A 22,246-nucleotide genomic window follows, 5' to 3' on the forward strand; every position below is an offset into this window, starting at 1 on the left:
GCCATGTCGGTAGTAGCAGGTGTTGATTTTGGAACGCTTAGCGTTCGGGTGACGTTGGCGGACACCCGGAAGGGACCACTTGGAACGGCCGTCGCCGAGTATCCGCTCAAGAAGCTCCGCTCCGATCCAGACCACGCGACCCAAGCGCATGCGGACCACATGGAAGCGCTCGTGATTGCCGTCCGTGGCGCATTAAGAGAATGCGGCATGACTGGGTCGGAAGTACGCGCCCTGGCGGTTGACACGACTGGATCATCGGTCTTGCCCGTAGACAGGAACCTCCAGCCATTGGGGGACTACTATCTATGGTGTGATCATAGGGCAAAGGCCGAAGCCGAAGAGATCACGTCTGTGGCGAAGGAAAGCCATCTTGAGGCGATCGAATGGTGCGGCGGAACCTATTCGCATGAATGGGGATTCGCCAAGCTGCTCCACTTCCTCAGGCACAACCCGGATATGCGCGAACGTTTCGCCACAGCCGTGGAGCATTGCGATATGGCTGCGGCTGTGCTCACGGGCGTTACGGATAGCGGCTCAATCGTTCGAAGTGTCTGCGCGATGGGACACAAATGGATGTGGAACCCTAAGTGGGGTGGTCTGCCGTCGCAGGCGTTCCTCTCCCGGGTGGATCCGTTGTTCGACGGGGTGCGAGAGAAGATTGGCGGCTCATACCTTACTTCGGCCAAGGTCGCCGGACGACTTAGCCCGTACTGGGCGGAGCGGCTCGGGTTGCTATCAGGTATCCCGGTGCCGACGGGAGCGTTCGATGCGCACTGGGATGCAATCGGAGCCGGGTGCCGCCTCGGCGACGTCGTCAACGTCATAGGCACCTCCACGTGCATCATCGCCGTCAGTGAGCGCGTCAAACTCATTCCGGGCGTGTGCGGTGTCGTTCCTGGGAGTGCGCATCCCGACCTTGTTGGGGTGGAGGCCGGGCTTTCCGCGACGGGTGACATCTTCGACGCAATCGCGCGAAGGGCAGGGACTTCGGTGGCGCAGCTTTCCGAAGGACTGGAATCGCTTGAGGGCGGGCGGACGGGGTTGATGAGGTTCTCGTGGGATAACGGTGATCGCACGGTCCTCGTGCGTTCGGACCTCGGGGGCATGACCATCGGCTGGCACCTCGGTCATACCGCCCAGGACGAACTGTACGCCGCGATCGAGGGGACCGCGTTCCACACCAGGATCATCCTGGAGCGGATGGAGCAGCATGGTGTTCCCGTTCATCGTGTCATCAACGGCGGTGGTATCCCGCAGAAGAGTTCCATTCTGAACCAGATCTACGCGAATGTACTCGGCAAGCCGATACTTGTGCCCGACGGGATTCCGACAGGCCTCGGATCGAGCATTTTCGCGAGTATGGCAAGCAAGGATCATGCATCGATTGAGAGCGCGCAGGCAGCGATGTGCCTCGGATACAGAAGGTTTGAACCTGACCCGGCGACCCGTGGCCGCTACGAGACGCTGTATCAGCTCTACAAACAGGTCTACATGGGGTTCGGAACTTCCGGGCTCAGCGACTTCTCAGAAGTGCTTGGCGACATCAAACGCATCGCTGCAGGGGAAGCGACCAGGTCCGGGACCGGCCATCCATCACATCGCAAGGTAGCCGCGATATGACGGAGCCTGGCAGAAGGCGAAGAGCCTGCCCAGGATCGGAGGAGAGATGACTTCCGTTCCTTCGATGCGCGCGATTCAATCATTTGTGGCGGCAGGAAGGATGGGCTCGTTCCTGGAGGCCGCTGCCCAACTGCAACTGACACCTTCGGCCATCAGCCATCAAATTCGTTTGATGGAGGAAGACCTCGGCGAGAAATTGTTTCATCGCATCGGCCGCGCGGTTTCCCTGACCGAAGCCGGAGAACAGTATCATCGTCATCTGTCAGAGGCCCTGTCGATGATAGAGCACGCTACCGGTGAAGTTTCCCGTCGCAACAGTGCCGACGTGTTGAGCGTTGGCTGTTCACCGAGCTTGGCGTCCTTGTGGTTGATGCCTCGGCTGGTGATGTTCGAAGAGAGGCACCCCTCGATCGAGATCAGATTGATTTCGTCCACCGATCAGTCGATGTTGCATGATGGTTCTGTGGACGTTGAGATTTCCCATGGCAGCGTGCCCCGTCTCGGGTCGATCGCGGTCGATGAGTTTCCGCTGGAAACGATAGTCGTTGCATGTTCACCCGACCTCGCTGCAAGAGATCGTAAGATACGACAACCTTCCGACCTGATCGGGCACACGCTGATAAAGTCGGAGCAAACGTTGTACAGCTGGCACCAGTGGGCCAAGGACCACGACCTCGCGATCGACCTGAATCGAGGCCCCCGTTTTCGAGACTCTTTCATGTCGATCGCGGCAGCCGTCGAAAGCCGCGGTGTCTGTCTGGAGAGCTTCCGGCTCCTGCGCAGAGACATCGAAAAGGGTAACCTCGTGCTACCCTTCGGGATGACAGGTCCCAACCTCCGCTGCCACAGCTTGTGCTATGTTCGGTCGAAACTCAGGTCGCATAAGGTGAGCGCGTTCAAACAGTGGCTGGAGCAGGCTTGGACAGGCGATAGCGTGCTTAGCGAAATGCGAAGCTAGATAGTCCGGATCTGGCTGGCTGATCGGCTGCAGATCGGCCAGGTCCCCAACAGTGCGACCGGGTAGCCTTGCTCCTTTTTTGTTCAGCAATCCCACTGACGATGTAACCCAAGAAAATCGAGCTTGCTCAGCGATTCCGATACGAGTGCCAACCGGCTGCGCGGATGGCGGGCAATGATGAATCTAATTCACCGACTTGGACAGATCGTTTCAACCCCTCTGTAAACTTCCGCCGACTGGACGGAAAACGACCGGGCTAGTCACCTAGCGCCGGCCGTTTTTCGTCTGGGGGCACAATGTGTGCGCGCACTTGCCTTATTGGAGCCTCTGGCGCGCACCTTCTGAGAGCTCTTTGAGGATGATGGCGCAGGAGGTCGCGCCGGCATCGAGCACGCCGAGCGATCGTTCGCCCAAGCGACTGGCGCGGCCGATCCGCGCCACCAAGTTCAGAGTGGAATCTCGACCCGTCTCGGCTGCAGCAACGAGCGCGTCCAACGCTTCGCCGAAGGGCTTTCCGTCTGCTGTCGCGAGGTCGAAAGCCTCGACGGCGGGAACTAGGGTGTCCAGCAGAGTCTTGTCGCCCACCTTAGCTGATCCGATGGATTGAATTCCTGCCAGTCCGGCATGAAGCATCCGGCTGTAGGCCTCGTTGTCGATAGCTTCAACACCATCGATCTGCTCGGCGAATTCGGTGAACATCACGCCATAGAGCGGTCCCATTGAGCCGCCGATCTCGGTCATCAGGACCGTACCAAGCGTGTCGAGAGCACTCGCGAGCGATAGCTCTTTGCCTCTAATTCGGTCGGCCACCATACCGAAGCCTTTCGCCATGTTAATGCCGTGGTCGCCATCACCGATCTTGCCGTCGATTTCGCTGAGATAAGCCCTGTTCTCGATGATGCTGTTTGCCATCGAGAGAACGATTCCTCCGGCCTTCGCGTTGTTCAGTGTCTGCATTTTCTCCTCCTTACAGAACCGCGGTGCAACGGACTTCGACGTCCAGCAAAGCCTTGAGTTCGTCGTCGAGCGCCATCACGGTCAATGTTGCCCCCACCATTTCGAGCGAAGTGAAGTAGTTGCCGATGTACGTTTTGTAGATTTTGAGGCCCCGGCTTGTGATCTCGTTTTCGATCGTGTCGAAAAGAATGTAAAGTTCGTTCACCGGCGTTGCTCCGAGGCCGGAGACCAAAACCGCGACTTCCGTTCCCGCGTCCAGCATGTGGTCGTCGAGGACGATCTGAGACATGTCCTTGGCGACGTCGGTGGCGGTTTTCAGAGCCTCGACCCGTACCCCCGGCTCCCCATGATGGCCGATGCCGACCTCCATCGTGCCGGGCTCGATCTGAAAGTTCGGGTGGCCGACGGCGGGCAGGGTGCAGGGCCCGAGACCGACTCCAATCGAGCGGCAGTTGTCGATCGCCCTCTGTGCCGTGGCGCGAACCTCTTCCAGGCTAGCGCCCTGCGAAGCCTTTGCACCGCCGACCTTCCACATGAAGATTTCTCCGGCAACGCCGCGACGCTTTTCGCGCTCGTCAGGGGCAGCGGAGCAAACATCATCGTTTGCGACGACGGTTGCGACTTCGATGCCGTCCCTGGCAGCCAGCTTTGTTGCCATCTTCACGTTCATATTGTCGCCGGCGTAGTTGCCGTAGAGGACGACGACGCCTTTTCCGCCGTTCGCCTCGCGAATGGCATCATGAAAACTCTTAGCCGTCGGCGACGAAAAGAGTTCGCCTACCGCGACCGCGTCCAGCATGTTGCGCCCGGTGTAGCCGACGAACGCAGGTTCGTGGCCTGACCCGCCGCCTGTGATAACGCCGACCTTACCGCGCGTTGGCGCGTCTGCCGCCGCGATGACGCGCGGATTTTCCGAAAGGCGGACGATGTCCCGGTGGGCTTTTACAAAGCCTTTCACGGTATCTTCCACCACCTCGTCGGGGTTGTTTACAAAACGTTGCATCGCGTCCTCCTCCAGGCACTGTTTATTGAATTTGACCAAATGCTTGCCGGACGATCTTTAACGATCGTGTGAGCATCTCTTCGATTGTCGTCAGAGGTACCGGATCGTAGCGGCGGATCGGCTGAGCATCTGCCCCGCGGTGCAGGCGTAACGGCAGCTCGATACTCACAGGGAAGCCTGGCAGTTCGGCGACCGCGCGTAGAAGTCGGCCGCAGCCGACCTCTCCGTCGCCGATAGGCGTGAAAAACCAACCTTGTTCGGTCCGGCGTACATCCTTGATGTGGGCGTGGGCAGACGCGGGAAGAGCCAGGATTGCGTCTTCTGCCAAGTCGCCCATATCGGGTCGATGCGAAGCAGTGTTTGCGGCATCGTAATTCAACTTGAGAAAGGGCGAGGCGAGGCGCTCGACGAGCGCAACCCCGTCCCTGGCCGTATTGATAAGATTGTCGCTTCCATCACCTGGGTTCTCGAGCGCGATGGTGATGTTGAGTGTTTCCGCACGCTTGAGCAGAATTTCAACGTTGCGGAAGAACGATGCCTCCCTTGCACGCGCAGCCGCATTGGTTGCGATGACTTTCGCTCCGAGCGCGGCTGCAAATTCCATGCGGCCAGTGAAAACTTCAACCGAGCCGTCGAGCCCGAGGTCTATGTGCGAAGAAAACGCGTGGCACGATAGTCCGGCAATAGAGATCGCCTTGCGCCATTCATTTGCGTTTGACGAGGAAAATGCCGTTTCGTCGAACGGCTCGGTGTATCCAACAATGAATGCGGGCTCGAAATGCGTGAAGCCGATCTTTGCGACGCTGTCTAGCATCGCACTTCGGCTGTGTCCGTCATACGGCGCGCCCGAGACGGATATGATCCGGGCAGTCATCTATTCCTCCCTGTTCGGGTAAAGACATCGAGCCTCTCCCGGTCAGGGAAGTTGTTGAATTATCGTTCTTCAAACAAGCGAATTCGAGTTCTTAAATGATGAAGCAGATTCACCTTAATTCGAAATTGTGTTAAGAGCGCTCATGAAAGCTGAGGCAAGATCAGCCATTGCACCTGCTGTGTTCGGTTGCATCTGTCTGAACTGCGGCCGTCAACTGTGAGGAGATTGACATGACGATGCGCGAGTTTCCTTCGCTGCGTTCACTGCAGGTGCTGGAGGCCGTCGCGCGTCTGGGATCGTTTGGCAAAGCAGCGGATGAACTCAGCATTAGTCCGTCGGCTGTTAGCCATCAGATGGCGGCGTTGGAAGCAGAGTTGGGAATTGCGCTGTTCCATCGCTCTGGTCGCACAATCATGCTGACAGACGCGGGTCGGGTTTATGCCGAGGAAATCAGTGCATCCTTTCAGCGGATAGAGAGCGCGACACGCAATTTTACCAACAGGGGCAAGAGCGACATCCTGAACATCCATTCGGTGGTCAGTCTCGCTTCTCAATGGTTGATGCCGCGCTTGGCGCGGTTCAGCGCCAAGTATCCGGAGATAGACCTGCGTCTGCATGCATCGGGCGATCCGGCCGAGTTGCGGACAGGCACAGTAGACATCGATATCCGCTATGGAACGCAGCCCGCCGAGGTTGGCATTGCAGTAGAACCGTTTCCCCCCGAACCGATCGTCGTGCTTTGCGCACCGGCCCTGGCTGAAGGTGGCAACGGAATTCGTGAGCCAGAGGATCTCGTCAGGTTCCCGCTCATCCACTCGGAGGTGAATCTCTATCGGTGGCAGGATTGGGCGGACGACCACGGTGTGGCGCTGAACATGGATCGCGGACTCCGGTTCGATCGATCGTTCATGTCAATCAACGCAGCTGCCGATGGTTTGGGCGTTTGCCTAGAGAGCCTTATGCTGGTTCAACAGGATCTCAAGAGCGGTAGGTTAATCGCTCCGCTCGGTATCGAAGGCGCGAAAATCAACTGCCACAGCCTCGTCTACCTGCGTTCGAGGGCCCGGACACCTAAGATCGCCTTATTTCGCCATTGGATTGAAGATGCACTCAAGGGCGATGAGCATTCGGCGCGCGATCAGGTCGAATGAGACGCTCAAGCCAGTAGCGCGATAATAATGTCGACGAGGTGATGCGCCCACCGAGGCGCGCATCACCTACGCCAGAAGACTCTAATTATCCGAAGAATTTTCTGAGTTCATCAGCGATGAATTCGGGAGCCTCCTCCGCCACCCAATGGCCTGAGTTCGGGATCAGCCCGCCCCGGACGTCGTTCGCCACCCGTCCGAGAGATTCGAGTGTTTCCATGCCGCGTCCGAAGCCGCTGTCGCCGCCAAGCGCCAAGACTGGCATATCCAGCTTGCCGTCTTTTTCAAGGAAGGTTTCGTTGTCTCTTACGTCCGTCGGGAAGCCGCGGTAGTAGGCGAGAAGCGTTCGGAAACCGCCCGGCTTGAGATAGGTACGGAAGTATTCGTTCTTGTCCGCCTGCGAGAGGACGTTTGTGCGGCTACCGTAGTTGTCGAAAAGCCACTCAAGATAGATGTGCTCACGGCCGCCGAACATCGCCTCCGGTAGGTCCGGCGTCCGGAAGAAGGGATGGTGCCAGCGGCGGCCACCTTGCGACATTTCTGCCCCGTCGCCGGGAATGGTGACATCGAGAATGGCCAGTTTCTTGACTGCCTCCCGATGCTGCGCGGCAAGGGAAAACGCGACCGGGCCGCCCCAATCGTGCCCCACTAAGTAGAAGCTGCTGACCTTGAGGTGTTCTGAGAGCAACTCCCAGACATCGGCGGCAACGGTTTTCTTGTCGTAGCCGGCCGCAGGGCGAGTAGTGTCACCAAGGCCGCGCAAATCAGGCGCGATAATAGAGTATTTGTCTGCAAGGAAGGGAATGACGTGTCGCCATTCATGTGAACTCTGCGGGATGCCGTGCAGCAATACCAGTGGCTCGCCCGAGCCTGCGGTCAGGTAGTGCATGGTGACTTCTGATAGGCGCGCGTAGTTGCTCTTGATCTCGGCGGTCACTTCTTTTCCTCCCGCTTGCCCGCGGTCATGTTTCGATATGCCCGAATTACCTGGCTGTCATCGGCCAAACCCGCCCCTTGGCCGGATGCGGCAAGAAAGAACTGATGTGCAACGGATGCCAAGGGCAGCGCAGCCTTTGCCGAGGAGCCGGCTGCAAGGACGATGCCGAGGTCCTTCACGAAAATATCCACGGCACTGGTTACCTCCGGGTCGTTCTGCAGCATGCGCTGTCCGCGGTCGTTGAGCATCCAGCTTGCAGCGGCCGAACCGGATACGATCTGAAGCATGGTCGCCGTGTCGAGTCCTGCCCTCTCTGCCAAGGCGAGGGCTTCGGCGGCGGCGGCCAAATGCACGCCGCACAGCAACTGGTTTACGGCCTTGGCGACCGATGCCTGACCAGGATGTGCGCCAAGGAAGTAAATCTTTGATCCCAGCACCTCGAACAAATTGTAGCATTCGTCGTAGGTGTGCCTGTCGCCGGCTACCATGATGGAAAGCGAGGCGGTGCGTGCCCCAGCAACGCCGCCCGAAACAGGCGCATCCAGAAAACGACGCCCCTGAGCCTTCACCTCCCTTGCCAATGCTTCAACATCGCCAGGGGGGCAGGTCGACATCAGAACGACGATGCAGTCTTCGGCCGAATTTGACAGTGCGCCGCTTTCGAACAGCGCTTGACGCGCCTGCGTAATATTCACGACCATCAACATCAGAACACGAACGCCGTCGGCTGCTTCGGCCGCGTTCGAATGGGACCCGCCACCATTCTCGTCAAAGCTCTTCCGAGCGTTTTCGGCGATGTCGAAGCCCTTAACGGCGTATCCATCTCTCGAAAGATGTGACGCCATCGGCAACCCCATGGATCCCAGCCCAATGAATCCGATCAGGGGCCTGCTGGCTGGGCTCGGCTTCGGTTCTAATGCTTGGTGCACCTCAGGTTTCCTCCGCAATGCGTGCAACACGGACGCTCCAATTTCGTGAACGTAGGGCGTCCTCCCGATTGAGCGGTTACCATGGTGCAGACTGCCACTTCAAAAGAGATCGTGCTGAGAACATGTGATCTGAATTCATGTGCGGCTGCGCCAAAAGAGCATTCGCAATCGAATTTGGCTTTCTTTTGCAAAGGTTGCCTGAGTTCAGCTCATCAATCGCGGGAACCATTTCATTTGTGAAAGGACAAAGTAAGCGCCTAACTTGTTTCGAGCCGTGAAGGAGGAGAGTTTTCGGCGCTATTCCATGCGCTCCCACGATTTTTTGGATCGAGGCACGGCTGCAGTCAGAGGATTCCAAGGAGAAGGCGCTAGCGCCGGAACCTCCAGATTGCATCAAGACAGATCAAGGCGGGTTTTGAGGAGGAACCAATGATCAACATCAGTCGGCGTTCATTTATTGTGAGCTCTGTTGCGCTTACTGCGGCGATGGCCGCTCCACGCATTCTGCGTGCCAACACGCCAGAGTTCTCGCTCAAATTTGCCAACATCATGCCAGTCGACCATCCGCTCAACATAAGGATGAATGAAGCTTCCAAAAAGATCAGCGAGCGGACCGACGGCCGTGTGAGTATTCAGGTCTTCCCGGCCAGCCAGCTAGGTACAGACGCGGACATGCTGAGCCAGCTTCGCTCCGGTGCGTTGGATTTCCTGGCGCAAACAGGCCTGATCGCGGCAACTCTCGTTCCGGCCGCCGCCATCACTGGCGTAGGGTTTGCCTTCAATGACTACGGACAGGTTTGGAAAGCGGTTGACGGTGATCTCGGCCGCAACATCCGGAGCGCGTTCGAGCAGGTCAACCTCGTCGCCTTCGAGAAAATGTGGGACAACGGCTTCCGCCAAACAACTTCGCTCGCTCAGCCGATCAAATCGCCGGAAGACCTCAAAGGCTTTAAGATCCGTGTTCCGCCTGCGCCCCTGTGGACTTCGCTCTTCAAATCCCTCGGTGCCGCCCCGACGTCGATCCCGTGGGGCGAGACGTACTCTGCCTTGCAAACGCACGTCGCGGACGGCCTGGAGAATCCCCTCGCTGGCATCTACTTCGCAAAGATGTACGAGGTTCAAAAGTATCTATCGCGCACCAACCACATGTGGGACGGTTTTTGGATTCTCGCAAACCGCGACAACTTCGACATGCTTCCCGAGGACCTGAGAGAGATCGTGGTGACCGAGATCAACTCGTCGGCTCTCACGCAGCGCGCAGATGTCGAGAAGCTGAATTCGGAACTTCAGACGGAGCTGACGAACAAGGGGCTCGAGTTCATCGACGTGGACATCGCGCAGTTCCGCGCCACCCTTCAGAATTCGTCGTTCTACACGGATTGGAAGGAGCGTTTTGGTGAAGAAGCCTGGTCGGTATTGGAAGCCACCTCTGGCAAGCTGATCTGAGGCACTCCCATGACCACATCAGCAAACGTGAGTCACCCGGTGGCCGGGTCGTGGCCGGTGCTCACCAAAATCGAGACGGGTATCGTACGACTCGTCGAGTTGGCGGCGGCGGCGCTGGTCGTCGTCGAAGTCGGCGTGCTTTCGGCGGGCGTTGTCGCCCGCTACGCTTGGGGCGAGCCTCTTGTCTGGTCGGACGAGCTTGCGTCCATGCTGTTCCTCTGGCTGTCGATGATGGGCGCGGTTTTGGCCTTCCATCGCGGCCAGCATATGAGAATGAGTGCCATCGCAGACGCGATGGCACCTGCTACCCGGGCCAGACTCGAAGTGGCATCTTTGGTCTTTTGCCTGGCGGTCTGCGTGCTGTTGCTGCCCAAGGCCACGACGTATGCAATCCATGAAATCCCCGTCGTGACACCAGCGATGGAAATTTCGGTGGCATGGCGGTCCTTTGGGCTGCCGATCGGTCTCGGATTGATGGTTTTGCTGGGCGTCATGGACGCCGTTCGTCGCATAAAGCTCACCGACTTTGTAGTCGGGGTGTTGATTGCCGTGTGCATAATAGGGTTGGCGCTGGCAGCCAAACCCTTGATCCTAGCGATGGGCAATTGGAACCTGGTACTGTTTTTCGTCGTGTTCATCGCACTTGGCGTTCTCAGTGGCGTACCCATCGCATTCGTGTTCGCTCTGGCGGCGATCAGCTATGTCGCGATTGGCACGAGCCGGCCGCTGACCGTTATCGCCGGTCGTCTCGACGAAGGGATGTCGCACCTCCTACTGCTTGCGGTTCCATTGTTCGTATTGCTCGGAATGCTGATGGAACTGACGGGCATGGCGCGCGCCATGGTGAATTTTCTGGCATCGCTTCTGGGACATGTTCGTGGTGGGCTGTGCTACGTGCTCGTGGCCGCAATGTACCTCGTGTCCGGCATTTCCGGGTCGAAGACCGCCGATATGGCCGCGGTAGCACCTGCCTTGTTTCCAGAGATGAAAGCGAGAGGTTCCAAGCCCGGCGATCTCGTTGCACTGCTTGCCGCCACTGGGGCGCAGACCGAAACAATTCCCCCAAGCCTGGTTCTGATCACCATCGGCTCTGTGACCAGTGTCTCCATCTCGGCGCTGTTCATAGGCGGTCTTTTGCCCGCCCTGGTGTGTGGACTCATGCTTTGCGTGGTCGTGTGGTGGCGCTACCGAAACGAGGACATGTCCGGTTTCCGGAAGGCTCCGCGCAAGGAAATCTTCCGGGCGTTCCTCATCTCGTTGCCGGCGCTCGCGCTTCCATTCATCATTCGCACCGCGGTGGTGGAGGGGGTGGCGACGGCGACAGAAGTTTCGACAATTGGCATCGCCTATTCGGTCCTGATCGGACTTTTGATCTACCGGCAGTTCGACCTGAAACGCGTTGGTCCGATGTTGGTCGACACTGCGGTGTTGTCGGGGGCAATCCTCTTCATCATAGCTGCGGCGACGGCGGTGGCATGGTGCCTGACACAATCCGGCTTCTCGCGTGGCCTAGTCGAGGCAATGGGTGGTCTTCCGGGTGGCGCGCCGATGTTCATGTTCGTGTCGATCGTCGCGTTCATCATTCTAGGCAGCGTGCTTGAAGGGATTCCCGCCGTTGTGCTCTTCGCTCCCCTGGTTTTCCCAATCGCGAAGGGGCTGGGAATTCATGATGTCCATTATTCGATGGTCGTGATCCTGGCGATGGGCGTCGGCCTATTCCTTCCGCCCTTTGGCGTCGGATACTACGCCGCTTGTGCGATCGGTCGGGTAAATCCAGCGGAAGGCATCAAACCTCTGTGGGGATACATGGTCGCGCTGCTTTTGGGGTTGGCGTTGGTAGCCATGGTGCCCTGGATTTCGATTGGCTTCCTCTGAAAGCCGATTTTACTGGNNNTTGCCTCTATGAACAAAAAAAGGCCCCGCCGGGAGGCGGGGTCAGAGACGCATCCAAATGGCTCAATGGACGCGGGGAAGACTAACGTTCGACAGATGGCGGGTAAGTCAGGTTGCCTCTTGCCGTATCGCGGCAGCTGCCCGTTGTGGTGCATCGAGTACCAGTGACAATGCGGCGGGCCCGGAGAGGGGGCGCCCCTCAAACATCGTCATGGCGCGCTTCAGATTCTCTGTGACATCGATCCCCATACCCATCGGGAAACTCGGGTTTGTGCTATGCCAACCGCGTGGCACCACAATATCCGCGGGTATGTCCGGACGGGAATTCAAGGCCCCGAAGCCATCCCATTCCCCCATGATGTCAATCACGTCCTTGAATTCCGGGGGCATGCCGATCTTCGCACTGATTGTAACGACCCGGGACTGTTCGGAGACGCGTTTCGCTACCTTCGGCTGCTCCCCCACGAGCGCGTAAAGTGCTTCGGAGAGCACGAGGTTGCCTTTGGAATGACCAACAAGAACTTGAGGCGTGAAGCGCTTATCCTGGAGGAGGGCGATCACCGCTTCGGTGTCCTTGCTCGTCCGCGTCCAGAGGCCGGATCTGTTCGCATGTTCGGTTCGCGAGAACATTTTTGTCATTGCGTCGAACGGTTCGAAGGCGTGTCTCACGCTATTCAGGGCCCCAAACCAGAAGAATCCGCCGAGAGCCTCGGTCAACACATCAGCAATGCCATACCCGGAAACGATAGCGGCTGCGGGTCCGCCCAGTGCGTCGGCAACGTTACGCGCGAAAGCTGCGGCACCGAGAGCGGAGCTTCCCACACCGGCAATGGCGAGCGCTGCCACCGAAGGAGCCTCGGCAAGGAATTCGTCAGCCGTTAGAAAGACCTTGAGGCGACCACCTCCGGTCGGCGGTACCAGAATGACCGCGCCTTCTCGAGCCAACCAAAATGCGAGCTCGGGCGTCTCTTCCTCTTCGAGCACATCCACATCATAGAATACGGCGTCAAGGACTGCGTTGCGGCGCAGGACCGTATCCAGTGTGACTGCCCGAAACGGATTGTCTGCGAATTTCGCTGGAAACGCCGCGGTCCGATCAATTTGCACATTGGCGACAACGGAAAAAGTCTTCATGGCTACCTCCGCAAGCTTTATGTTGCAACGCAGCATAGCCTAAATCTAAAATTAGGAAAGCCTGTTTCAACTTGTGCGGAAGCGAGTTGTGGTCGTCGCAAGCGGTATTTTGCTGGCGGCACTACTAGACCCGGTGCAACTCAGCCACGGGTCTGCGAACCCATGCCTCTTGCCATGGTCGTCGTTCGACGCACTACTTGGCCTGGGTCGTCTGCTCGGTGTCCGTCGCCGGCTGCTTGAAGCCCATTTCGGTCAGCGCCTGGCTATTCTCTGGCATGGGTTCGGTCCCCGGCGTCGAGCCGTTCTCTTTGACTATGAAAGCCACGAGGTGGAGATACTCCGTCGGCGTGAGACTCCCAGGGCTCACCTTCGGCATCCGAGTTTTGACAAAATCGTAGAGCGCACCAACCGAACCCTCGTACCATTTGTTTCGGAACAGAGGGCCTGCGAGCGGCGGGCCAAGGCCGCCCAACAACGTCGCCCCATGACACCCCCTGCAGCGGCCACCATACACGATGCCGCCGGTCGTCGATTGTTCAGCGGTGAATTGAAGAGGTCCCAACGCCGTGGGCGGGGCCCCTTGCGGGACAGCGGCGATCTCTTCAGTGGTGTGAAGGCCCACGGCAGCAAAAGCCAATCTCACTTGTTCGCAGTCAGGAGCGGTCACCACCTGCGCGAAAACGAGTTCGCTGCACGCATCGTAGCTCGCCTTTGCGGCATCTAGGAACGTCGAGGTCGGGATCAGTTTAGTCGTGAGCGCTCGATATACGATGCGGCCAACCTTACGCCCTTGAGCGCCTTCACGAAGTCCGGGCCGGGTAGGCCAAACCGCGGCGCTGTCAGGTCGTTCACGCCTGCAAGAGCCAGCGTCGCCCCACTACGGGACAGCAAAACATGCTCGTTTGACAGGGTAGTCATTCCGAGGCTCGCGTACTGCCTCATCCAAAGGTCGTGACCAAAGTAGTACTCGTGGTTTCCTGGGATCGCGAAAACACCGTCTTTGGCTCGAAGCCTCTGCAGTGGAGCTATGTCCGCATGCCGCGCATGCAGGTCGCCATCGATCAGGTCGCCCGTAATGACGATGAGGTCGGCTTACTGCGCATTCGTCCGCTCGACTGTCGCTTCCACCCAAGGCGCATGGAAAAGCCTGCTGATGTGCAGGTCGGTCAGGTGGACTATGCGATAGCCGTCGAATTCTTCAGGCAAGCCTCTGACTGGAAGTTCGATCTCCTTTGCCGGTGGAACGCGGATGGCCTGGCTCACGCCGAAGGCGGTGAGGGCAATTGCGACCACGCCGCCTGCGTAGCGAATCAATGTCGGTATGAGTACGTGGCGACGCCGAAGTGCCGCAAGGGTCAGCGCTGTCAGGTCAGACAGCAACTGAAACGCCGCAAGCAGAAGGATGATCCCGGAAATCCAGTTCGCTGCGATCATGACCTGCCGAGGCACCTCGGGCGAGAACATCGTGCCGAAAACCAGAAGGCTGATCAGACTGTGCTGGAATACAACCATCAGGAGGACTGCGGCGACAACCTTCCAAGCCTTCGGCCAGGGTAGAGGAAGGAGGAAGCGGATGATGACGAATAGGCAGAGAAGCGCTTTTGCTAGGTGAAACACATCAATTCCGTCGAGCTGAGATCAAGCGAGAGGACTTCATACTCGATCGACGGAGGCTTCGGTGGTGAGTGGTTGTTGACAGAACGGTGAACTACCTTCACTTCATTCAAGATGTCCCAGCGTACGGAACTTGCCGACTTAGAGACTTTCATTGCGATCGCCCGCGCAGGAGGCTTCCGGAAAGCCGCCGCGATACGGGGAGTGTCGGGGTCCGCGTTGAGTCACGCGATGCGCGGCCTCGAGTCCCGGCTTGGCGTCCGCCTCTTTCACAGGACAAGCAGGAGCGTCAGTCTGACGGCCGCAGGCGAAATGCTGCTTTCCGAGCTGGAGCCACAGTTCTCCGGTATTCAGACAGCACTGGATAAGCTTGAACGCTTCCGTGAGGGACCTAAGGGACGTGTCAGGATAACTGCACTCAGGGATGCTGCGCGCTTGTTGCTGGCTCCCCGAATGCCGAGTTTCAACCGGCTGTATCCGGATATCGAGCTTGAGGTGTCGGTCGACGACCGCTTCGTCGACATGGTGGCTGATGGGTTCGACGCGGGCATTCGTTACGGCGGAACTGTTCCCGAAGGGATGATTGCCGCGCGGCTAACGCCCGAACTGGAATGGGTAGTCGTTGGGTCCCCGGCGTACATCGCGGCGCACGGTCGCCCCAATGTTCCGCAGGATCTCCTGGCGCACCAATGCATCCGGATCAGGACGGGGACCGATCGCATCTACCGCTGGGAGCTTGGCGACGGAGAGCGAGCGACCGTTCTCGATGTTCCAGGAACCATGACGCTTGGCGATTCCGAGCTTTCCATCGACATGGTCAAACAGGGGTGCGGTTTGTTCTACTGTTTGCGCGAGCGCGTAACGGACGAACTTGCCGCGGGGACGCTTGAAGTGGTCTTGCCCGAATGGGCTTCGTTGGGACCGGGGTTTCACGCCTACTATGTGTCGCATCGGCAAGTACCATCGGCGTTGCGGACGTTTCTGGATCACCTGAAGAAGCCGATGAGCGAGATCCTCGATAGCATGGATCGCGTTTGAAGTTTCAGCCCCCGCGCCGCCGGTGTGCGCCGAGTGGGACCGCGTGCAGCGCCAATCTTTCACACGTATCGGTCCAGTGTTTGAAAATACCCCGGTGCCTCGCCATAACGATCTGTTCCCAAGCTCCAGTTGCCAAGGTCGGGGCTGGGGGCGGCGTCAGTGGTTCTATAGCCCAGTATGTATGCGGTGAGTAGCTATGGGGATAACCTTCCGTGATCGTCAGGGCGACGCTCCGCACTGGTTGGCTGGCAGGGGTGCTATTGGGCGAGGGCGCCGTTATGTGGCCTGCTACTTGAGGTCAGTCCAAACCGGGGGAAGCGCGAATACCTCCAATGTCTGTGCGGAAAGTCCAAGCTTTCGTTCATGAAAAAGTTTTGAGGCGCGGCTGCTGGGTATCGGCGTACCCGGGAGGGTCTCGGGTTTCTTACGCGTGGTGCTTGCGGGTTTCGCGGCCTCTCACCAAGATCAAGCAGAACGCTGCGAGCGGTCGCCTCGGCCGGCCTAATCAACCGACCATGCTGAGCGTTGCTCGTCGTCCCCGGAATAGATGCGTAGCCCCTTGGCACCGCCCAAACACCGAAGGCCGGATTGTAGACGCCCGGCAGAGGAAGATACTCGTTAATTTGCTCGAAATCCTTCACGTCAAGTGTGGCAATCGGCATCTCGTAAACGATCGAGGTGGCGGCGATGAAGAGGTCCTGGCCCGGCTTTTTTCGATCCGCTCGGGGATCTGCGTACCAAAGATGGGTCAAGGGGCGGCAGCACATAAGCTTCCCCAATACCCGAGCTACCTGGGGTGTCGGAACTGGATATTCGAATTCGGTACCAAGGATGCCATCGAGCCAATCCCACAACTCTTGAGCCTTGGCTGGATCGGTTCTGCTTTTCTCAACGATCCCAGTCTCAACTTCCAGAATAGCGGCAAATGGTATCGCCAGTCGCGTTTGCGCGCGCAGCCATTGCGCCACCACGGGGTGCGGTTTCTGTTTGCTTGCGTTGCTGAGGATGTTCGTGTCGAGCAGGAAGATGTCGTCGGCCATGCTTGCGGTCCCGCGTCAGCCAATACATGCCTCCACGGTCGCCTGTTATGGTTAATGCAGTGTAAAATCCGGGCTGGGCACGCGCTCAACTTGGCCCTGCGGAAGTATTTTGACGAGGCAAGAGTTGACTTTGGTTTATTTGTTCCCTATATGTTCCATGTCATGATCAAGCTCGACCTTTTCCCGATACGAATACGTTGAACGCAACCGCGGAAGCGGAGGTGTCCATTCGGTTTGTATAGAGGTCAGAGATGGCATCCCAGTATCATGTACAGCAGCCGCGGCGTGCGATCGGCACCCGCCCGCAGTTTTCCACAAACCGTCCTTCCGTTAAGGGGCCGGCGTTCGCCAAATACAGGTCGAAGATGGCGCGCGACTTAGCTTGCATTCTGGACCTGAATTCGAGCGTAACGTCGTGGGCTTGCAATCCGCTTCCCTTGGTCACCGGACACGGCGAACACGTGCCGGACTTCTGGATGCGAGATACCGATGGCGTCTCGTGGCTCTTGGACGCTCCGGATCGCAAGCTGTCATGCAATCCGGAGGTTCTTCTGGATGCCGCATTGGCAGAGGGCCGGCGTTATAGATTGGTCGATAGCTCCGAAATCTATGACGGCTTCCGCTTGCGGAATGCGAAGGATTTGCTGCGATATTCCGGACACAATGCCTCGCTGGGAGACCGGGTGCGGCTTCTGTCCGCCCTCGAGGAACATGGATCGCTTCCTTTCGCGGATTGCCTTCGCGCCATCCACGAAACCCAACCTGTCGCCGCTCTTGCTTCGTTGATCCTTCACGGTTTTGTCGAGGTGGAATTGGACGATGGACTGATCGGTCCAGAAACGATGGTGAGGCGAATACGGGCCTGAGCCTTCCCTTCGCCATTCCCCCTATCATCGAGGCTCATCATGACATTCAAGTTGAGAAAGCGGGACACTCTCCCGACGAACCTGGCTACCGTTGTCGCGGCATTCGGAATTGAGAGCGCGATTCGGCATCTACTTCGCAAACCAGACACTCGTTTTGTCGCAGCAATTGCTGTCCCGGATGCGAGCGATTTGGAGGTTTACCAGTTCGCTGCTCGGCAGCTCCTGGATGTCACCAATGCCCTTGATGACGCGGGAATGCGCACTGCTTTTGTTGATGTGGCGTCGGATTTTGCACGGCCGAGCACCGACTTGCTTTCGACGTTCTATCACGTCCGTCGAGCGATTTTGTTCTGCACTGACGAAACCGAGATCTCGTCGGACCTTGGTATTCTGATCGACTGCCGGGTAGCCTTGAAGCCACCCACGGCGCGGCACTTCCGCGCGGCGGCGCAGCAGCTCGGTCTTCAAATGACTGAAGCTGAATCCGATTTTCTGGCAACTAAGGGCCTTCAGCAGCTTAGACTGGCTATCCGGCCGGGGAGATCGGTCGCGCGTATTGTCCGACAGTTGCAGGTCGCGACAGCGCCAGAAGATGCTACTCCGAGACGTCGCGACAGAAGCGACGTCCGTCTTGAGGAACTGGCAGGCTACGGTGAAGCAAAAGCTTGGGGTCTGCAACTTGCCAAGGATATCGGGGCATGGAAGCGCGGTGGGATCGATTGGTCTGACGTCGACCGTGGCATCCTTTTGAGCGGTCCCCCAGGGAGCGGAAAGACGACGTTTGCACGTGCTCTTGCGAATAGCTGTGATGTCCCACTTCTCCATGCCTCGGCCGCGTCGTGGCAGGCTCGCGGACACCTCGGAGACATGCTCAAGGCTATGCAGAAGTCCTTTTCCGAAGCTTTTCAGCGACGCCCTTCTATCCTCTTTCTCGACGAGTTTGACTCCTTTGGCGACCGCGACAGCGGGGTCGACCATCAGCACCACGACTACAAACGCCAAGTCATCAACGGGCTGCTGGAATGCCTCGATCCGATCGACGGACGCGAAGGCGTCGTGATCATCGGCGCAACGAACAAGCCCGATGCGATTGATCCGGCACTGCTGAGACCAGGACGGATCGACAAGGTCGTTTCCATTGTCTTGCCGGACAATGAAAGCCGGATGGCGATCCTTCGATATCATCTGCCTGACGCCGTCCTCGGCGACCTCGCCGAGTTTGTCAGGAAGTCGGAAGGATGGTCGGGCGCAGACATCGAGAAGCTTGCGCGAGAAGCGCGACGTATTGCCCGAGCGGCCGGCAGCAAAAGCGTGACGGAGGAAGACCTGAACACTGCACTCCCTCCGACTGTGCTCTCTACTGAAGAAGAACGGTTTCGTCTGGCGGTTCACGAGATCGGACATGCGATCGTTGGAAATGAGCTGCAGCCACACGCGCTCGTCAAGGTCTCAATCGACGGCGAAAGGCCTGCAGCGAGCGGTTGGCGGCGGATTGGTGCGACCGAGTTTCGGAGCCAGAGCCCCGCGCTGGCGACGGCGAAATTCTACTCCGATCACATCACGATCTTTCTCGCCGGTATGGCCGCCGAGCGGATCGTGTTCGGCGAACATTCAGCTGCCGCTGGCGGTGATCCCCGGGCCGATCTTTGTGTCGCCACAGATTTCGCCACCATGATGGAGCGGAGCTTCGGCTTCGGGGACGAATTGCTGACCGAGATGGGTTCGGGGCGACGTCCCCTGGAAAATTTGCGCCGGGGCGACCTCATTTTACGACGGGCGGTGCAAAAACGGTTGCAAGCCGGTCTCGATGCCGCGACTGAAATCCTGTTGTCGAAACGCGCCGCACTGGACAACCTCGCTTCACAGTTGTCGCAGCAACTGGAATTGACGGCCGAAGACGTGCGAAAGGTTTGCTCACTGCCGCCGCGGCTGGACGACGGCGCACTATGAAGGCTTGGATCGTTTCCGACTTGCATCTGGAGTTCGGCGAGGCCTTCTCCGTTTCGCCGCCACGTGACGCCGACATTCTGATCTGCGCTGGCGATCTCCTTACTAAGGGGATCGTCCCGAGTATCGAATGGCTCGGGGCCAAGATTGCTCCTTCGATCCCGGTCGTATTTGTCGCTGGGAACCATGAATACTATGGCGACTCTGTTCAGGAAAGCATCCGGAAGGGACGGCTGCTTCTTGAAAGACACCCGAATGTCCATTTCCTCGAAAACGAGGTGGTGGCCATCGGAAACGTGAACTTTGTTGGGGGAACCCTCTGGACTGACTTCCGTCTCTCTAGCAAGGACCCGGAAATTGCGATGGCAGCTGCCCAGACGGGCATGAACGATTACCGAAAGATCAAGTATTCGAAGCAGCCTTATCGGAAGTTCAAACCAATCCATGCCTATCGAATGCATCAGGAGACACGGGCATTTCTTGCATCATCTCTGAGTGCTGCGTATGCCCACAAAACTGTGGTCGTCACCCATCATGCGCCGTCGGTTAGATCAATCCCCCCAACATTCAGCGGGGATCCACTGAGCGCCTGCTATGCATCGGAGCTGGATGATATGATCGTTCAGCAGGGGCCGGCGATGTGGGTACACGGACACGTCCATCAAAGGGCGAATTATGAAATCGGCAAGACCAGAGTCGTTTCGAACCCGAGGGGCTATCCCGGAGAGAAAACCGGATTCGATCCGTCTTTCGTTGTTGATATATAAGGTGAGACAGCGGAGATAACTTACAGGTTATTATGTTTTATTCTATTTCGGAATTCGCCAAAAAGAAGCGCGACTTCTGGATAGGGTGCTCGCAGGGGTGTCAAATGCCTGACGAAATTCCGACGGATTCAGTGAATGCCTCCGAATCGTTTGGCGCCGGACTGGGGCCGGATTTCTGCCCTTTGGGCCGTCGCATCGTCATCGGACCGGGAGTAGACCATGTCGAACTCAAGCGGCGGAAGAGGCTGTCTCGCGATGAGCGGGGACCAGACGGCAAGGTGGGGTCTGCCGATACCGACAGCGGGTAGTGGGAACACCTTCGGAGTGTTGCTGCAACCCGTGTTGAATTCGGACATCTCTGAATGCTTGTAATTCCCCTGCTGTCTCGCGTACCACTAACCCCTAACATATGCCGTGCGTTGTGATTGGTGACGGGTATGGGCCTTGTGAGTTCACTCACAGATTGCTGCGAGAAATGGAAGACCCTGCATTCGGATGCCGCGGTTTTTTGCCAGGCAAGGAGCACGTTTCTTGGTACGCGTTGAGGGAAATTTGAAGGCTTGAACCCGTAACCTGGCGGCTAGCAGCGAGTTTTGTTCTCGCACGGAATCGAGTACTGTTGGGCAATAATTGAAGAACAGAGGTGTGCAGGTTGTTTGAGCCGGCTCAGGTTTGGGAGAAGGCGGAAGCGGAAAACCGCTTCGCCGAAGTTCTTGCTGGGGCCAAGGCGGGCCGTACCCAATGCATATCTGATTCTGACGGCGTCTTCGAAATCAAGTTCATCCCAAACTCGCCCAAAGTGCCTGCTGGACAGGTCCTTGCGCAAGGCGGGCCGGATTCAAAATGACGCCTCAACGCGATGACCTCGCTGCGAGGCTGCGATAGGTCTCAAGTCCCACTCGCTAGTTCTGCTTCGTAAGGTGGTTGCCATGGAGCCCATTCTCTCCTTCTCGCTACAATTTACAGACAAAGTGCCGTACATATCGCCAGTGCATCCGCGCGCCTGACAAACGGCCATCGAGCCGACCGGCTCCTTCAACGAAAATCTGACCACTCGAACGCGTTCCGAAACGGTGCGCGAACGGTGTCCTATTTGATGCGAGTAGCGAGATGACGAAATTTCATGCCGATCCGCTCAAAACGCCCGAGGAACGCATTGCCGTATCTGCGCTGCCGAAAGAAAAGCGCCAGGAGTTGATTAATACACTTCTCTATCGATATCCGATCTTCAAAAACGGCGTGTCGTTCATCGAGAGCTTCCATAGGCCAACAGGCGGTGCTGCGCACGATTCCGGTCGCATTGGCGGGCTGCTCGGTGAGAGCCGCTCGGGCAAGAGCATGATCTGCCGTTACTACGCGTCGCTCCAAAAGGACGGCGGTTATGAGCACAAGAGCCAGCCGATCATCTACTTCGAGGCGACCGAGAACATGGATTTGCGGTTGGCGGCAATCCGGCTGTGTTCTCTTGCCGGTGCTTGCTCTGTCCCCGGGCTCAGCGGCCACGAATTGACTGAGCACGTCATCTTGTGTCTTGCCTCCTCAGCTAAGACGGAGCTGCTGATAATCGATGATGCGCACTGCCTGCTCTGCAATCGCCGACGAGACCAGTTTGCCGAGTTTCGAGCGTTCATTGACGAGATGGCACGGGCAAAGTTGTTCAACATCCTATTGGTTGGCGAGGAGTGTCTGCATTGCGCGATCTACGAGACCGCTATGCGCCATGGTCAATTCTACCATGATACCGTGAAACTATTCGGTGATAGCGGTACGGAATTCGAGATGTTCCGCTTGTTACTCGACAGGATCGACGACCGGCTGCCGTTTGCTTCTCGGGCCGGGATTGAGACATTGGCGAAGGATTTGCACCGTTACAGCGCCGGAAAAATTGGATTGGTAATGGATCTGGTCCAGCGGGCTGGGCTGATGGCCATCCATGAGGATGCGGACCGCATTACTATTGAGCACTTGCGGATGGCCGCGAACCGCATGCGAGCGCCTGGCGACCACTATCCCTACTTCGCGCGGGGAGGGTGTGTGCCGAGATGATCAACGCCGATTTGGTCTTGTGGAAACCG

The 22,246-nt window shown here is 58.0% G+C and carries 20 protein-coding genes and 1 pseudogene; 11 read left to right on the top strand and 10 right to left on the bottom strand.

Annotated elements, in window-relative coordinates:
* The first annotated feature begins 3 nt into the window (after positions 1 to 3).
* On the top strand, positions 4 to 1,620 hold the full coding sequence (locus ACTJKE_RS07025; protein ID WP_060520425.1) for a ribulokinase: 1,617 nt from the start codon (positions 4 to 6) through the stop codon (positions 1,618 to 1,620).
* Between the two features lie 46 nt (positions 1,621 to 1,666).
* On the top strand, positions 1,667 to 2,578 hold the full coding sequence (locus tag ACTJKE_RS07030; protein ID WP_060520424.1) for a LysR substrate-binding domain-containing protein: 912 nt from the start codon (positions 1,667 to 1,669) through the stop codon (positions 2,576 to 2,578).
* A gap of 315 nt (positions 2,579 to 2,893) precedes the next feature.
* Here ACTJKE_RS07030 and dhaL read toward each other — a convergent pair whose 3' ends face one another.
* Genes dhaL through ACTJKE_RS07045 form a run of 3 tightly spaced genes read right to left on the bottom strand, consistent with a single transcriptional unit; the run spans position 2,894 to position 5,412 of the window.
* The gene (dhaL, locus tag ACTJKE_RS07035) at positions 2,894 to 3,535 is read right to left on the bottom strand and encodes a dihydroxyacetone kinase subunit DhaL (protein ID WP_060520423.1); all 642 of its coding nucleotides are present in this window, start codon (positions 3,533 to 3,535) and stop codon (positions 2,894 to 2,896) included.
* A gap of 10 nt (positions 3,536 to 3,545) precedes the next feature.
* Positions 3,546 to 4,538 carry a dihydroxyacetone kinase subunit DhaK gene (locus tag ACTJKE_RS07040; protein WP_060520422.1) on the bottom strand — a complete coding sequence of 331 codons (993 nt, stop codon included), beginning with the start codon at positions 4,536 to 4,538 and terminating at the stop codon, positions 3,546 to 3,548.
* A 22-nt stretch (positions 4,539 to 4,560) separates the two neighbouring features.
* Complete coding sequence (locus ACTJKE_RS07045; RefSeq protein ID WP_060520421.1) at positions 4,561 to 5,412, bottom strand: sugar phosphate isomerase/epimerase family protein; 852 nt, start codon at positions 5,410 to 5,412, stop codon at positions 4,561 to 4,563.
* Positions 5,413 to 5,642: 230 nt separating this feature from the next.
* Between ACTJKE_RS07045 and ACTJKE_RS07050 the strand changes: the two genes are divergently transcribed.
* The gene (locus ACTJKE_RS07050) at positions 5,643 to 6,563 is read left to right on the top strand and encodes a LysR substrate-binding domain-containing protein (protein ID WP_082566449.1); all 921 of its coding nucleotides are present in this window, start codon (positions 5,643 to 5,645) and stop codon (positions 6,561 to 6,563) included.
* Between the two features lie 85 nt (positions 6,564 to 6,648).
* Here ACTJKE_RS07050 and ACTJKE_RS07055 read toward each other — a convergent pair whose 3' ends face one another.
* Together ACTJKE_RS07055 and ACTJKE_RS07060 are read right to left on the bottom strand one after the other, a co-directional pair.
* A complete protein-coding gene (locus tag ACTJKE_RS07055; RefSeq protein WP_060520420.1) occupies positions 6,649 to 7,497 on the bottom strand; it encodes an alpha/beta fold hydrolase in 849 nt (282 codons plus the stop codon).
* A complete protein-coding gene (locus ACTJKE_RS07060; RefSeq protein WP_244496915.1) occupies positions 7,494 to 8,342 on the bottom strand; it encodes an NAD(P)-dependent oxidoreductase in 849 nt (282 codons plus the stop codon). The genes ACTJKE_RS07055 and ACTJKE_RS07060 overlap by 4 nt, the downstream gene beginning before the upstream one ends.
* A gap of 513 nt (positions 8,343 to 8,855) precedes the next feature.
* Between ACTJKE_RS07060 and ACTJKE_RS07065 the strand changes: the two genes are divergently transcribed.
* On the top strand, positions 8,856 to 9,872 hold the full coding sequence (locus tag ACTJKE_RS07065; RefSeq protein ID WP_082566448.1) for a TRAP transporter substrate-binding protein: 1,017 nt from the start codon (positions 8,856 to 8,858) through the stop codon (positions 9,870 to 9,872).
* A gap of 9 nt (positions 9,873 to 9,881) precedes the next feature.
* Positions 9,882 to 11,747 (top strand): TRAP transporter large permease, encoded by a 1,866-nt coding sequence (locus ACTJKE_RS07070; protein WP_060520418.1) that lies wholly within the window; start codon positions 9,882 to 9,884, stop codon positions 11,745 to 11,747.
* A gap of 126 nt (positions 11,748 to 11,873) precedes the next feature.
* On the opposite strand, the gene ACTJKE_RS07075 is transcribed toward ACTJKE_RS07070, so the two are convergent.
* From ACTJKE_RS07075 to ACTJKE_RS07090, 4 genes and pseudogenes are all read right to left on the bottom strand, one after another.
* Complete coding sequence (locus tag ACTJKE_RS07075) at positions 11,874 to 12,899, bottom strand: hypothetical protein (protein ID WP_060520417.1); 1,026 nt, start codon at positions 12,897 to 12,899, stop codon at positions 11,874 to 11,876.
* A 193-nt stretch (positions 12,900 to 13,092) separates the two neighbouring features.
* Complete coding sequence (locus ACTJKE_RS07080; protein WP_276524125.1) at positions 13,093 to 13,224, bottom strand: hypothetical protein; 132 nt, start codon at positions 13,222 to 13,224, stop codon at positions 13,093 to 13,095.
* A pseudogene (locus ACTJKE_RS07085) lies at positions 13,225 to 13,569 on the bottom strand (c-type cytochrome); the annotation flags it as partial. It abuts the gene before it with no gap.
* Between the two features lie 71 nt (positions 13,570 to 13,640).
* A complete protein-coding gene (locus ACTJKE_RS07090; protein WP_440691625.1) occupies positions 13,641 to 13,982 on the bottom strand; it encodes a metallophosphoesterase in 342 nt (113 codons plus the stop codon).
* Between ACTJKE_RS07090 and ACTJKE_RS07095 the strand changes: the two genes are divergently transcribed.
* A complete protein-coding gene (locus tag ACTJKE_RS07095) occupies positions 13,935 to 14,456 on the top strand; it encodes a hypothetical protein (RefSeq protein ID WP_440691543.1) in 522 nt (173 codons plus the stop codon). The two genes, ACTJKE_RS07090 and ACTJKE_RS07095, sit on opposite strands and share 48 nt — an antisense overlap.
* Positions 14,457 to 14,627: 171 nt before the next feature.
* Positions 14,628 to 15,551, top strand: coding sequence for a LysR family transcriptional regulator (locus ACTJKE_RS07100; RefSeq protein ID WP_058326388.1), 924 nt, complete (start codon positions 14,628 to 14,630; stop codon positions 15,549 to 15,551).
* A 257-nt stretch (positions 15,552 to 15,808) separates the two neighbouring features.
* On the opposite strand, the gene ACTJKE_RS07105 is transcribed toward ACTJKE_RS07100, so the two are convergent.
* Positions 15,809 to 16,591 (bottom strand): PIN domain-containing protein, encoded by a 783-nt coding sequence (locus tag ACTJKE_RS07105; protein ID WP_245296036.1) that lies wholly within the window; start codon positions 16,589 to 16,591, stop codon positions 15,809 to 15,811.
* Between the two features lie 251 nt (positions 16,592 to 16,842).
* On the opposite strand from ACTJKE_RS07105, the gene ACTJKE_RS07110 reads away from it, so the two are divergent.
* From ACTJKE_RS07110 to ACTJKE_RS07125, 4 genes are all read left to right on the top strand, one after another.
* Positions 16,843 to 17,457 carry a hypothetical protein gene (locus ACTJKE_RS07110; RefSeq protein WP_058326386.1) on the top strand — a complete coding sequence of 205 codons (615 nt, stop codon included), beginning with the start codon at positions 16,843 to 16,845 and terminating at the stop codon, positions 17,455 to 17,457.
* Positions 17,458 to 17,496: 39 nt separating this feature from the next.
* A complete protein-coding gene (locus ACTJKE_RS07115; RefSeq protein ID WP_440691546.1) occupies positions 17,497 to 19,407 on the top strand; it encodes an AAA family ATPase in 1,911 nt (636 codons plus the stop codon).
* Positions 19,404 to 20,171 carry a metallophosphoesterase gene (locus ACTJKE_RS07120; RefSeq protein WP_440691548.1) on the top strand — a complete coding sequence of 256 codons (768 nt, stop codon included), beginning with the start codon at positions 19,404 to 19,406 and terminating at the stop codon, positions 20,169 to 20,171. Before ACTJKE_RS07115 ends, ACTJKE_RS07120 begins: the two co-directional genes overlap by 4 nt.
* A gap of 1,110 nt (positions 20,172 to 21,281) precedes the next feature.
* Complete coding sequence (locus ACTJKE_RS07125; RefSeq protein WP_440691550.1) at positions 21,282 to 22,217, top strand: AAA family ATPase; 936 nt, start codon at positions 21,282 to 21,284, stop codon at positions 22,215 to 22,217.
* Positions 22,218 to 22,246 lie beyond the last annotated feature (29 nt).

The sequence above is a fragment of the Ensifer sp. 22521 genome (assembly GCF_052044795.1).
Taxonomy (GTDB): Bacteria; Pseudomonadota; Alphaproteobacteria; order Rhizobiales; family Rhizobiaceae; genus Ensifer.

Bases quoted from the DNA above. Each gene is read 5' to 3' on its own strand.
- ACTJKE_RS07025 (WP_060520425.1), top strand. From the start codon at position 4: ATGTCGGTAGTAGCAGGTGTTGATTTTGGAACGCTTAGCGTTCGGGTG.
- ACTJKE_RS07030 (WP_060520424.1), top strand. From the start codon at position 1,667: ATGACTTCCGTTCCTTCGATGCGCGCGATTCAATCATTTGTGGCGGCA.
- dhaL (WP_060520423.1), bottom strand. From the start codon at position 3,535: ATGCAGACACTGAACAACGCGAAGGCCGGAGGAATCGTTCTCTCGATG.
- ACTJKE_RS07040 (WP_060520422.1), bottom strand. From the start codon at position 4,538: ATGCAACGTTTTGTAAACAACCCCGACGAGGTGGTGGAAGATACCGTG.
- ACTJKE_RS07045 (WP_060520421.1), bottom strand. From the start codon at position 5,412: ATGACTGCCCGGATCATATCCGTCTCGGGCGCGCCGTATGACGGACAC.
- ACTJKE_RS07050 (WP_082566449.1), top strand. From the start codon at position 5,643: ATGACGATGCGCGAGTTTCCTTCGCTGCGTTCACTGCAGGTGCTGGAG.
- ACTJKE_RS07060 (WP_244496915.1), bottom strand. From the start codon at position 8,342: ATGGCGTCACATCTTTCGAGAGATGGATACGCCGTTAAGGGCTTCGAC.
- ACTJKE_RS07065 (WP_082566448.1), top strand. From the start codon at position 8,856: ATGATCAACATCAGTCGGCGTTCATTTATTGTGAGCTCTGTTGCGCTT.
- ACTJKE_RS07070 (WP_060520418.1), top strand. From the start codon at position 9,882: ATGACCACATCAGCAAACGTGAGTCACCCGGTGGCCGGGTCGTGGCCG.
- ACTJKE_RS07075 (WP_060520417.1), bottom strand. From the start codon at position 12,899: ATGAAGACTTTTTCCGTTGTCGCCAATGTGCAAATTGATCGGACCGCG.
- ACTJKE_RS07095 (WP_440691543.1), top strand. From the start codon at position 13,935: ATGCCGCGCATGCAGGTCGCCATCGATCAGGTCGCCCGTAATGACGAT.
- ACTJKE_RS07100 (WP_058326388.1), top strand. From the start codon at position 14,628: ATGTCCCAGCGTACGGAACTTGCCGACTTAGAGACTTTCATTGCGATC.
- ACTJKE_RS07105 (WP_245296036.1), bottom strand. From the start codon at position 16,591: ATGGCCGACGACATCTTCCTGCTCGACACGAACATCCTCAGCAACGCA.
- ACTJKE_RS07110 (WP_058326386.1), top strand. From the start codon at position 16,843: ATGGCATCCCAGTATCATGTACAGCAGCCGCGGCGTGCGATCGGCACC.
- ACTJKE_RS07115 (WP_440691546.1), top strand. From the start codon at position 17,497: ATGACATTCAAGTTGAGAAAGCGGGACACTCTCCCGACGAACCTGGCT.
- ACTJKE_RS07120 (WP_440691548.1), top strand. From the start codon at position 19,404: ATGAAGGCTTGGATCGTTTCCGACTTGCATCTGGAGTTCGGCGAGGCC.
- ACTJKE_RS07125 (WP_440691550.1), top strand. From the start codon at position 21,282: ATGACGAAATTTCATGCCGATCCGCTCAAAACGCCCGAGGAACGCATT.